Here is a 13346-nt window from a genome sequence, read left to right on the forward strand (position 1 = left end):
GTATGAGAGGAATTGGATCCGCATTTTATTTCTTTTTGATTTTTATGATTTTGGTTGAAGTACTTGCTTATTTGGCGGCGCATCAACTCTTGCCCAAAAAAAGTAAAAAGTTCACCTATTTGTATTCAACTCTAAGTTTGATTTTTATAGGCATTTTGGCATTTGCCTTTTTGAATCCCAGCAGAATCAGAGAAACTGTTGATTATCAATTTTTCTATTTTGTAATATCCATAACAGTCTTAAATCTAATCCCTAAATTAATCGTAATCGTATTTCTGTTCATTTCCTGGATACTAAGACTTATGCGATTAAAGCAGCTTGCAAAGAATGTTTTGATGGGTGGTTTAATATTAAGCCTTGGCATTTTAATTAGCATTGGCTGGGGTATTACTTTTGGAAGGCTCAGCTTGCGATTGGAAAAACAAGAAATTCATTTATCTGATTTGCCTGAATCACTGGATGGAATATCAATTGTGCAATTATCTGATTTACACCTGGCGAGTTTTAAAAATACTGAAACAATTGCTGAAACCGTTGATATCGTTAATAAATTGGAGCCTGATATTATTGTTTTTACAGGAGACATGGTAAATAATTACTATGAGGAAATGGTAGGTTTTGAGGATGAGTTAGCTGCATTAAAATCAAAATATGGAAAATTTGCCATTTTGGGTAACCATGATTACGGTGACTATTCAAATTGGGAGACGGATTCTGCAAAAATCATGAACCACCGGAAACTGTGCAATGCGATTGAAGAGGCAGGTTTTGCTTTACTTTTCAATGAATCAGAAAGCATTCAAATAAAAGACACTTCAATTTTTATTGTTGGAGTTGAAAATTGGGGACATCCACCTTTTCCACAATATGCGGAATTGGATAAAGCAATAACAGGAACTCCAGATGACGGATTTAAGATTTTGCTGTCTCATGATCCGGCACATTGGGAAGCCAAAGTTTTACCAGACACGAAAATATCCTTGACACTCTCGGGGCACACTCATGCCGCCCAGTCAGGTTTCAAAATTGCAGGGATTGAATTTAGCCCCATGTATTTCCTACAAAAATATTGGGGAGGTTTATATGAAAATGAAAATAGATATTTATACGTGAACCGAGGACTTGGATGTGTTGGCTTATTGGGAAGGATGGATATGAGACCTGAAATAACTCTTATCAATTTATTTTCAGATGGAGTCGAAACTAACCGAGAATAAAAACTCAAAACTAAAGGTTTGTTTATTGGGATGATAAGAACCACGAATTCCTGTTGAAACCGGAACAACTAATCTTAAGAAATGACCATCTCCAATAAGTTCAGCTCCAACAGATTTCAATGCTCCTGAAAACGTTCCTGTAACCTGTCCATCAGTATCATATATATTTCCAGTCAGATGAGCATAATCATAAAAAACTGAAGTTCTTATTCGTTTTAGATACGCTAACGGCCCAAAATTTATATCGGGATACAAAAGAGGCATGGCGTAATCTATCCCGAATGAATACATTTTATTATTGTGGAAACTGTTAGTTCCTCGAGGATACTTCAGGATATCGGAATATGAAATTGTTCCATCATATCGTCTTTCCTGGTATCCATTATACACACGAATCCCATGATTTCCCATCACTCCCGGAAAAAACAGATAGGATTGAACTGCTGCAAGAGAGCCAAGTTTTTCTCCATTAAAAGGATTGTGACGATAAAATACTTCAGCTGTCTGTCCCCAATTTGGATACACATCCAACTCTGATTTTAATAACAAATTTTGAAAATAAAGTTGATAGGCCATTGAATGATAATGCCCCTCAAAATATTCGTCAGGAGTAGTGTCGTCATGTGAAACTTTTCGCAACGAATATCCAATAGTTGGCTGAAGAACCTGAACATATTTCCCCTGGCTAAAATAGATCGGTAGTTTCATCTCAAGATTTACATCCAGTTCGTTCCATGAAAAGCGTTGCGTAGTGGTATCACTATCAATAATTTGTCCAAATTGATTAACTGTATTTTCAATTAGCAAATAATTTGAACTTCGTTTTCCATAGCTAATTTCGGAGTCAAAAACTGGATATAATCCAGAATATGTGAACCCAGCTTTAAATTTCCCTACGTCTTCTGCTGGATCGTATTCATAACCCAATTGTGTTTCAGCAGTACCTAATTTATTTTGAGAAAATAATGAAACTCCTGGTTTTAGTGCATAATTATCGACATCCATATTAATTGGAGCCCAACTATGAAAATTGAATAAATGACCCAACTTTGAATAGGTTTTCGAAATAAAATGTACTTGTTCCGATCCTAAAAAAGAAAGAACTGTATCTTCTTGCTGTGCAACATGCTCTGCCAACTCAAATTTTGCAGGTGTTATTTGATCAAATTGCGTTCCAAGTCCATCAGCCAATTTCAGCTGAGACAAGCCATATCCATCTGAATCATAATTGCTAAAAAGTAAATTTTCATCCTTTACTAAAGGATAATCCGCTCCAAAACGAACAGATGTAATTTGTGAAATTGTTTGATCCGCTATGTTGAAACAGTATATATTATCAATGCCTGTAAACGATCCAGTGAAGTAAAGTTTTTCGGAAGAATATGATGGGTTTCTAATATCATGGAAAGATGGAGAACTGAGGTTTTCAAAATTTCCATTGGACAAATTAAGTGCGCCAAGTTGCTTTCCTTTATTTGAAAGACTTATATAATAAAGCGTTCGCCCATTGTCATTCCAACAAGGAGTAAAAAAACATTGATTATCGGGGGTGGAATAACTCGCAATTTTTTCTCCACTTTGTAAGTCATAGGTTGATAGAAAATAGTTGTTATTTCGGTCAGCTTCAACTGCTGCAAAACTTTTTTCATCTGGAGATATTACTGGGCTAAAAATCTTGTTATCAAACTTAAAACTTCTCTTTTTCAAGGTTTCTGTATTGACAACAACAACAACAGACTCATCCGCATGAGACCATCTGGGATCAGGTCGCTTTTCGGACCATATTAGTAAATTTCCTACAGCCGAAAAAGATTCTTGAAAAATTATACCGGGAGTATAAATAGTATTCTCTATCCCATCTTTTATTTGCACAATTCTATCAATATCATCCCTACTCTCTTTTACAGCAACTACACTCCCATCTGCTAAAGTTGATGAATATTTATAGTTTGTAAAAAAAAGACTACCATGAGTAATTTTTGTCTGATCTGTTAACATCAAATTATCAACTTCATCTTGCCAATCCTGCCGATACTCTTCAAATACAGACTGATACAGTTGATTTTTATTTTTTCCAGAGTACCGCTTTAAAACCTTATCAAATGGGGTAATTGACAACGGTTTTTGAGCAATCTCACTCAATACATCGGACCAAATTTTTGCACCGTACTTTTCGCGAATTGCTCCTACAAACCAATATCCAAATCGATAGCGATTGGGCACAAAATCACGATACGAGCCATGGTATGCTTTATCATAGGAGTATAGTCCTTTCTCAATCGTCTGTGCTTTATTTTCCATTAAGAAAGATGGTAATCTTCCCCGTCCCGTTTTAGACAGAGCTGTTTCTGTAACCACAGCATCTCCTTCTATAAACCAAAATGGAAGATAGGCAGCCACAACCGCCGCTGCGGCCTGTTCTCCGAATAACACGGGCAACAAATCCGGAAGTTCAGATTGAATTTTGTCCATTTGAACTACATGCCTAAATTCATGTGTTGCCAATTGTTCCAACCAATCCTGAGCATATATACGCTGATGTGGTGTTGTAAAAAGTTCCACTCTTTTTGGAGACCATGCAACTAATCCATTCGATTTCACAGTATGAGTATGTAATATAACGGATATTTTTTGGGGAGGATGATTCAAACTTCGATATCCGTAAGTATACACTTTTTCAAAAACATAGGCTACTTGTTGCGCCTTGCTTTCATAATCTTCCGGATATATTAATTGAAAATGATCGGTATTGATTTGTCGCCATCTTACATTGGCAGGATCTTGACCCGTTGAAAAATACTGAGCATTTGCATGAATCGAGAGTACAAAAACAAACAAGGTAATCGAAAATAGCCACTTCATATCAATTCAAATTCACGCAATTAATAAAGTCGTTACATTTTTTTGAAGATGAAATATAAACAAAAAAACCGGGACAAACTTCCCGGTAATGAATTTTAATATGTTTTAATCTTAGTGCTAAATTACAGCTACTTCTTCCCTATTTAATACTCCTTGGTAAAGAGACGCAAATGAAGAGTGTATCCAGATTAATGCAGGAAATATACCGACAATCAATAAGATAAAACCTGCCACCCCAATGAAAAATGAAATGATTGCCATAAAAAATATGTTCCATCCAATGCCTCTGGTCATTTTCCAACTCTTCTCCAATGCCTGGACCGGATCCATATTTTTATCCATCACCAGGTAGGAAACAAAAGCCAGTCGGCACGCTAGTATGATTCCAGGTACGATGAAAAATAGAAACCCCATTACAATCAAAGTAACTTTTAATAGGTTGGCTAATATCACATTCAAATAATTATTAAAACCTGCCACCAATTTTTTCAGATCTATTTCCTTATCTCTTACAGCATCCAGGTAAATGAGCTTAGAACTATACTGAAAAACGGGTACCAGTAACAATGCATACGCAATCGCAAAAATTACCAGAAATGCAAAACCTATAGACCATTCGAAATCATGGCTATCATACCGATTTTGCATAGAAGGACCAGATACGATTCCAACAACAATTACGACGATCAATAAATAGAGGAAATATTTTTTCATGACTTCCCAACCATTACTGAAACTTCCTCCTATGGTTGGAGATAATGTGGTGTAATTTATTAGTTCCATGACTTATCGTTTTATTGATTACTGAAACAAACTTACGAGGCTCTATATTAATATCCTTCCTACCAAAGTAGTGAATTGAAAAAATACGACTTAGGTAGGAAAGCTTGTAATCAATATCCTACTTTGGTAGTGTGTCGGATTGCACGCTTTTTCTTAATTTGGCTTTTGAAATGAGATTTACCTTGTTTGTTATAACTTTTGCAGTCTCTGTTGGATTGTCAACATTGGGAATTATGAGTGCTTATCGATTGAAAAAACAAAGCAATCCATACGCATCTTCACTATTCTACATGGATACATTTTTAACAGCATTTGGATTTTATGGTATATGGGGTTATCTAATTTTCCGGTTCCTCTTTGAAAATATTGAAATTGCGGAGTATCTTTTCCCAAACTTATTGGGAATTTTTCCAATCCTAGGTATGCCACTACTAATTGTTGCATGGTATTTATTACTTCAATTTTGTCTTGAGCTAATTGGGATGAAAATATCTCCTCGGGCTGCGATTATCTATTTCTTTTTTCTGCTTATAAGCTTTTTTATTTTAGGTATCCATTTTAAAAATCAAATAACCGCTCAAGCAGCAATTGATCTCATTTTAATGTTTCGTTTGATCATCATTTTTAATTTGAGTTTCCTTTTATTGGGAGGAATCTTCTTACTTCTGAAAAGGAGAAAAGCAACAACTGATCAATCACTTTTAGTTATTTGGAACAGTCTTTTTATTCCATGCCTACTCCTGTCAATTTCTTTATTCATGATCTCTTCGCACTGGTTTGTGGTTGTTTTATTTATTCTTTTCTATTTTAGTTCCATTGCGATTCTTCCAACATTTCTCTTATTCAAATCAACAGAAAATTTTATCGTGGTTAGCGATTTTGAAAGCTTTTGTTTGAAATACGAAATCTCAAAAAGAGAGGTTGAAATCATTCAGGAAATACGAAAGGGAAAGACCAATAAAGAAATTGCTGAATCACTCTTTATCACTTTACAAACGGTAAAGGACCATACTCATCGAATTTATACAAAAACCAATGTATCAAACAGGGTGCAACTGACCAACCTAGTAAATGAGTCTGTAAAATCAAGTTCCTAATCTATTCTTTTAAACTTTATAATAATACTCTCTAAGTTCAGTTAAGAATATTAAATTTGAGGTTCAAAATTACTTTACCTTGGAAGTACATTTATACCAAACATATTCGCTGCTGGTTATTTTAGCTGCTGCTATTGTTGCATTATTGGTTACTTACTTAGTTTACCTTCGGAACGACGAAGATATTTTAAGCAAACCTCAAAAGCGATTTCTTGCCGTAATCCGGTTCTTGTCCTTTTTTCTGATTGCGTTATTGATAACCAAACCACTAATCAAGCGGATTAAGAATAAAAAAATCGATTCCATTTTTATTGTTGCCGTCGATAATTCTGAATCCATGATACCAAATAAAGAAAAGGTATCTCAATTATTAAAGGATGTAGAACAGGAAATAGCAGGAACAACACTGAAAATCTGGCAATTTGGAGAGCAAGCCTCCCCTTCTTCCGAATTACAATTTTCAGATAAACAATCAAACTATAGTGACATACTTAAAGAACTAATCAAGGACTATTTAAACAGTCAGATTCGTGGAGTTTTACTTTTGGGTGATGGTATTTTTAATGAGGGTGAAGACCCTTCTTTTGTTAGCAAATCTGTTCCTTTTCCAATCTTTACCGTTGGTATTGGTGACACCACCCTACATGTTGATTTGGCAATAAAAAATGTAATTACCAATAAGCAAGCCTTTTTGAATGATTACTTCCCAGTAGAACTTAACCTCGATTTTTCGATGGCAGCTGGTCAACAAGTTGAATTAACAATAGAAAATGAAACAAAGCAGGTTTATAAAAAAGCTATTTTAATCAGCTCCAATCAGCAATTTTACAGCGATCTTGTAAGTTTAAAGGCTGACAGGGAGGGAATTAATAATTTCCATGTTAAGCTGTCGACTATTGATAGTGAAAAGAATCAGGCTAATAATAACTTCGACTTTTCTGTTCAAGTAATTGCAGAAAAACAAAAGATATTGTTGCTGGGAAGTGGAGCGCATCCAGATATTGCAGCCCTACACCAATCACTACTATCCAACCAAAACTTTGATATCGAAATTATAACAGGAATAAAACCTTCGACAAATTTTGAAGATTTTGATTTAATTGTAGCACACCAACTTCCATCAAAAAACCGTGAATTCATTCCAATAACTGAAAAATTAATTAAAAGTAATCGCCCCGTTTTATTTGTTATTGGCCAGGAAAGTTCTATTCCCTATCTAAATTCTATTCAAAAGAATTTTCAAATTGAAGCAAAGCAAGGTCTGTATGAAAACCCAATCGCTTCAATAAATGAGCGTTTCAATTTATTTACGCTATCAACTGATTATAAGGCTACTTTTGCCAAATTTCCACCGCTTATTTCACCATTTGGAAACGTTACTGTTGGCGAAGATTTCCAAACGCTGGCGTTTCAAAATACACAAGGTATTGAAACTAAGAACCCTCTTATTTCTGTTGGATTGAAAAATGGAGTAAAACAAGGTTTCATCGCCGGTGAGGGAGTATGGCGATGGAGGCTTTATGACTATCTGCAGAACGGGTCTCATCAGTATTTTGATGATATCTTCTTAAAAATAGTGAATTACCTGATTATAAAGCCTGGTGACGATAATTTCAACATTCATTGTCCATCCATTTTTCTTGAGAATGAATCAGTTGTCATGCAAGCAGAATTATTTAATGCAAGCAATGAACTTATTAACGAGCCAGCGGTCAATATTGAATTGAATACTGCTGACAGTATCGATTATCATTTTGTGTTTGACAGGCAAAATCAACAATATCAGTTGAATGCTGGTCGTTTACCAATTGGGGATTATACTTATCAGGCAACTACGGAATTGGCTGGCGAAAAGCTTGTAGATACTGGTTATTTCAGGGTCAGTACTTCCCAACAAGAGCAGATGGAAACCAGGGCTAATTTTCAGATTTTAAATAAAATATCAGCAAATACGGGTGGGCAGTTCATTGATGCAAATAATTCTGAAAAACTTGATGAAGTTTTAAGGGAAATAAATAGTACAAAACATCAAATCGTAAAACAAGAAATATTTCAGGAGCTATTGGATATTAAATGGTTATTTTTGATTGTTTTAGTTTTATTTAGTGTGGAATGGTTTTTGAGAAAGTTTTGGGGTACTTACTAGCGTATTTTAATTTATGAATTCAAAGAATTACTCATATCATATTTTACTACTCTTATCATTGGTAGTAGTTATTCAATCCTGCACATCTTCATTTAAATCAGTGTATATTGAAACCGCCAGACCATCTGAGTCAATGTTACCCAACGACATCGTAAGTTTAACATTGATGAACAGAAGTATAACCAATGAATTTGAAAATTATCCAAAGGATAGCATCCAGAAATTTTTCTACAAACAGAAGTTTCAGCTTAGCTCCATCCTGCTTGACAGCATGGCTGCAGACACAACCCTAAAAGTGTTAGGCGAATTACTTTTTGAGTCTGGGAGGTACGACGTGGTTATTCCAGAAGAAAGAAACATTTACAGAGGACTTCGATTTTATAAGATTGGGCAAGATTTAAATTGGGATTATGTCGAGAATATTTGCGAACTCTACAACACGGATGCGCTTTTAGTTATGGAAAGATATTATAATAAAATATCTACAGAATTTGGCATCTCTGGTTTTTCGTATAATGGAGATGAGGTTCTAGAGGCTTCAATTGATTCGAAATATGATGCTGTTTTCAAAATATATGATCCGAGGAAAAAGGAAATAGTAAAGAAAATGGTCATCTCAGATACTATTTATTGGTACAATGATGGAACCACGCAGGCCGAGGTATTTGGCAATCTTCCCCCTATCAAAGAGGTGTTACTAAATACTGGCATCCAGGTTGCATTAGACATGGATGACAGACTTTCGCCTTCCTGGAGAAGCGAGCATCGTGGATATTTTTCCATTAACAATGAATCGTCTGAAATAATAAACTACATAAACGAAGGAGACTGGGAAAATGCCTATAACTATTGGTTAAACTTTACAGATGATGATAATAAAGGCATTAGAAGCAAAGCCGAATTCAATATGGCACTATCAAGTGAAATGCTTGGTGATATTGATGAAGCAATAGAGTGGGCAAAAAAATCATACTTCACGCAATATCGTAAACAAACAGAAGATTATCTCTCCAAACTATCGAAGAGAAAAGAATATTTACAAAAATTTGAGGAGCTGGAAAACTAACTTTTGTGATAGATAATTGGTGGCTTTTTCAAAGCTCTAACAATCAAGTATATTCCTGCTAAAACAAATGGAATGCTTAGCCATTGTCCCATATTTAGAGCCATTCCTGCTTCAAATGCTTCCTGATCTTCTTTGATAAATTCAATGAAAAATCGGGATGCAAATACCATCACAAAGAAAACTCCCAATATAAATCCCTGACGATTCCTCAATTCAGTTTTCCAATAGGTATAAAGCATTACACCAAATGTGACTAAATATGAAAGTGACTCATATATTTGAGTTGGATGTTTTGGAACAACTTCACCATTACGTTCAAAAATGAATCCCCATGGCAAATCAGTTTGAATTCCATAAATTTCTGAGTTCATCAAATTTCCAAAACGAATCAACGCAGCAACTAACGCAACAGTTACAACAACCCGATCCAATATCCAAACAACAGGTCTTTTTGACACTTTTTTGCTCCAAAAATAAATGGCGACAACAATTCCCATCGCACCACCATGACTAGCTAAGCCGCCATGCCAGACTTTGAGAATTTCACCTGGATGTTGTGAATAATAATCCCATCCATAAAATAGGACATGCCCCAATCGAGCACCGATAATGGTGGCTACAATTAAGTAAATGAACAGGCTTTCCAACCATTTCAAGTCAATATTTTCAAACTTGAACATCCATTCGCCCTGATAATATCCGGCTAAAAAACCAATTGCAAACAGTAAACCATACCATCTAACAGAAAATGGTCCTAGACTAAAAATTTCGGGATTAACATTCCAGTGAATAAAAGCCAATAAATCCATAAGCATATTTTAAACCTCCCCTTTTCCGTGGCAACTCTTGTATTTTTTGCCACTGCCACAAGGACATGGGTCATTACGTCCAACTTTCTTTTCAACTCTTACAGGCTGCAATTTTTGAGGTTCTTTTCGCTCACGTTGTCCTCCACTAACTTCAGGCATGTCCGATTTTTGAGTTGAATATTTACTCATATCGGTCCTTTTAGTCGTTTCAGCTTCACGAACCTGACTTGGATCTGAAATTGGTATATGACCTTTGATCAAGGTAGATACAACATCTTTATTTACTTTCTGAACCATTATTTTAAATAAGTTGAATGATTCAAACTTATAAATCAACAATGGATCTTTCTGCTCATAAGTAGCATTCTGAACGGATTGTTTCAAATCATCCATTTCACGTAATTGCTCTTTCCACGCATCATCAATAGTCATCAGCATGATCTGCTTCTGATATGATTTAACCAGCTCTTTTCCTTTATTATTATAGGCTTTTTCAAGATTGGTTATGATTTGGAAAACACGTTTCCCATCGGAAATCGGAACAACAATATTTTGATACAAATGAGATTTATGCTCAAACACATCTTTAACAACAGGGAAGGCTTGTTTTGAAATCGCTTCAACCTTACGGGTGTATGTTTCAATCATGAACTGATAAATCTGATCAATGATTTCTTCAGGTTTTAGTTTAATGAAATCTTCATAATGGACAGGTGATTCAATTGACATCAAACGCATCAATTCCAGATTGAAATCCTCGAACATATCACTTCCATAATATTCGTTCACCAGGTTTTCAAGTGAATCATACATCATGTTTAAGATGTCTACTTCAAGTCTTTCACCAAATAAGGCATGCTTACGTTTTTTATAGATCACCTCACGTTGTGAGTTCATCACATCATCATATTCCAGCAGTCGCTTCCTAATACCAAAGTTATTCTCTTCTACTTTTCGTTGAGCACGCTCAATCGATTTTGTAATCATAGAATGTTGAATCACTTCTCCTTCTTTCAGCCCCAAACGATCCATTACACCAGTAATACGATCAGAATTAAACAAGCGCATCAAGTCGTCTTCCAGCGAAACAAAGAACTGTGAGCTACCAGGGTCTCCCTGACGTCCTGCACGACCACGCAACTGTCTGTCAACTCGTCGGGAATCGTGACGTTCTGTTCCAATAATTGCTAAACCACCAGCTTTTTTAACTTCTTTGGTAAGCTTGATATCCGTACCGCGACCAGCCATGTTGGTGGCAATAGTAACCATTCCAGCTAAACCGGCATCAGCCACAATATCAGCTTCCCTGGCATGAAGTTTCGCATTCAATACATTGTGCTTAATACCACGAATCTTAAGCATTCGGCTTAACAATTCTGAAATTTCAACAGAAGTAGTACCTACCAATACAGGTCGGCCAGCTTCATGAAGTTCAACAATTTCCAGAATTACAGCATTATATTTTTCGCGTTTCGTTTTATAAACCAAATCATCTCTGTCTGCTCTAACAATTGGACGGTTTGTTGGGATAACAACAACTTCCAATTCATAGATATCCCAGAATTCTCCAGCTTCCGTTTCCGCAGTACCAGTCATACCGGCAAGCTTGTGATACATTCTAAAGTAATTCTGCAAAGTAACAGTTGCAAAAGTTTGCGTAGCAGCTTCCACTTTTACGCGTTCTTTGGCTTCAATAGCCTGATGCAAGCCATCTGAATAGCGACGCCCTTCCATGATGCGGCCGGTTTGTTCATCAACAATCTTTACTTTATTGTCCATCACCACATACTCCACATCTTTTTCAAACATGGCATAGGCTTTCAACAATTGGTTGATTGTATGAACGCGCTCAGACTTTACTGCATAATTTTGCAACAACTCATCTTTCTGTTCAAGGATTTCTTTTTGAGACAGGTTCTCACTATTTTCAATTTCAGCAATCATGGAACCAACATCCGGCAATACAAAGAATTCCGGATCATCCACATCATCAGAAATCAAATCGATACCTTTATCTGTAAGTTCTACTGAGTTTTGTTTCTCTTCGATAATAAAGAACAATGGGTCTGTAACCTTGTGCATGTTCTTATTATTATCCTGCATGTAGTAATTTTCGGTCTTAAGCATGGCTGCTTTAATACCTTCTTCACTCAGGAATTTAATAATTGCTTTGGTTTTTGGCATCCCTTTGTGGGCGCGAAGCAATTGGATAGCTCCTTCCTCTTTTTCTTCTTTAGTTGCATCAGCCTTTGTTAACAGTCTTTTGGCATCACTTAAACACTGAGTAACATAGTTCTTTTGAGCTGCAACTAGTTTTTCAACCTTTGGCTTTAATTCTTCAAACTTCTGGTTGTCCCCTTTCGGAACAGGACCTGAAATAATCAAAGGTGTACGAGCATCGTCAATTAATACCGAGTCAACCTCATCGACAATTGAATAGTGGTGCTTGCGTTGAACTAAATCTTTTGGATTAATAGCCATATTATCACGCAAGTAATCAAAACCAAATTCATTATTTGTACCATAGGTGATATCGGCATTATATGCTTTTCGACGTGAATCTGAGTTTGGCTGGTGTTTGTCGATACAATCAACACTCAATCCATGAAATTCAAAGATTGGTCCCATCCATTCGGAGTCACGTTTCGATAAGTAGTCGTTAACAGTAACCACATGCACACCACGTCCGGCGAGGGCATTTAAGAATACAGGAAGCGTTGCCACCAGCGTTTTACCTTCACCAGTTGCCATCTCGGAAATTTTCCCCTGATGAAGTACAATACCACCAATCAGCTGAACATCGTAGTGAACCATGTCCCAGGTAATTTCATTTCCCCCGGCTATCCACTTATTGTACCAGATGGCTTTATCTCCGTCAATTTCAATACTGGTTCTGCCAGCTGCCAAGTCACGATCAAAATCAGATGCCTGAACAACCACTTTTTCATTGTCAAAAAAGCGTTTTGCTGTCTCCTTAACCAAAGCAAAAGCAGTAGGCAATATTTCATTAAGAACAACTTCGATTTTTTCATTGATCAGCTCTTCTAATTTGTCAATTTCCTGGTAAATCTTCTCACTTTCCTGAATTTCAACTTCTTCAACCTGTTCTTTTAAAGCGATTATTCGATCCTCTTCAGGTTTGATTCGTTCCTTAATTACATCTTTCAATCGTTGAGATTCACTTCTCAACTCATCGTGAGTAAAATTGACAATTCTAGAATATTCTGTTTTGATTGATTCAACAATTGGAGCAATTTCTTTAATATCTCGATCAGACTTATTTCCTAGAAATTTTCCTAAAATCTTATTAACAAATGCCATTATCTGAGTATTTTCTTATTTTATTTAACTCGCACACAAAAGTAA

8 protein-coding genes are annotated in these 13346 nt (G+C 35.9%); 4 read left to right on the plus strand and 4 right to left on the minus strand.

The genetic code is table 11. From position 1 onward, the window contains the following. Positions 1–2: 2 nt before the first annotated feature. On the plus strand, positions 3–1217 hold the full coding sequence (locus ACUNWD_RS02415; protein WP_445586166.1) for a metallophosphoesterase: 1215 nt from the start codon (positions 3–5) through the stop codon (positions 1215–1217). Here the strand turns inward: ACUNWD_RS02415 and ACUNWD_RS02420 are convergent. Together ACUNWD_RS02420 and ACUNWD_RS02425 are read right to left on the minus strand one after the other, a co-directional pair. Then, a complete protein-coding gene (locus tag ACUNWD_RS02420; RefSeq protein WP_445586167.1) occupies positions 1188–4079 on the minus strand; it encodes a TolB family protein in 2892 nt (963 codons plus the stop codon). The genes ACUNWD_RS02415 and ACUNWD_RS02420 overlap by 30 nt on opposite strands. Before the next feature lie 117 nt (positions 4080–4196). Then, on the minus strand, positions 4197–4862 hold the full coding sequence (locus tag ACUNWD_RS02425; RefSeq protein ID WP_445586168.1) for a hypothetical protein: 666 nt from the start codon (positions 4860–4862) through the stop codon (positions 4197–4199). A 170-nt stretch (positions 4863–5032) separates the two neighbouring features. Here ACUNWD_RS02425 and ACUNWD_RS02430 point away from each other — a divergent pair, with 170 nt between their 5' ends. From ACUNWD_RS02430 to ACUNWD_RS02440, 3 genes are all read left to right on the plus strand, one after another. Further along, a complete protein-coding gene (locus ACUNWD_RS02430; protein WP_445586169.1) occupies positions 5033–5959 on the plus strand; it encodes a LuxR C-terminal-related transcriptional regulator in 927 nt (308 codons plus the stop codon). 79 nt (positions 5960–6038) lie between these two features. Then, positions 6039–8105 (plus strand): hypothetical protein, encoded by a 2067-nt coding sequence (locus ACUNWD_RS02435; RefSeq protein WP_445586170.1) that lies wholly within the window; start codon positions 6039–6041, stop codon positions 8103–8105. Between the two features lie 13 nt (positions 8106–8118). Next, positions 8119–9171, plus strand: coding sequence for a DUF6340 family protein (locus ACUNWD_RS02440; protein ID WP_445586171.1), 1053 nt, complete (start codon positions 8119–8121; stop codon positions 9169–9171). Here ACUNWD_RS02440 and lgt read toward each other — a convergent pair. Both lgt and secA read right to left on the minus strand, forming a co-directional pair. Further along, on the minus strand, positions 9168–9980 hold the full coding sequence (gene lgt, locus ACUNWD_RS02445; protein WP_445586172.1) for a prolipoprotein diacylglyceryl transferase: 813 nt from the start codon (positions 9978–9980) through the stop codon (positions 9168–9170). The genes ACUNWD_RS02440 and lgt overlap by 4 nt on opposite strands. Before the next feature lie 9 nt (positions 9981–9989). Then, positions 9990–13301: a preprotein translocase subunit SecA gene (gene secA, locus ACUNWD_RS02450; protein WP_445586173.1), complete on the minus strand. Its 3312-nt coding sequence runs from the start codon at positions 13299–13301 to the stop codon at positions 9990–9992. Between the last annotated feature and the right edge of the window lie 45 nt (positions 13302–13346).

The organism is Sunxiuqinia sp. A32 (assembly GCF_052690465.1).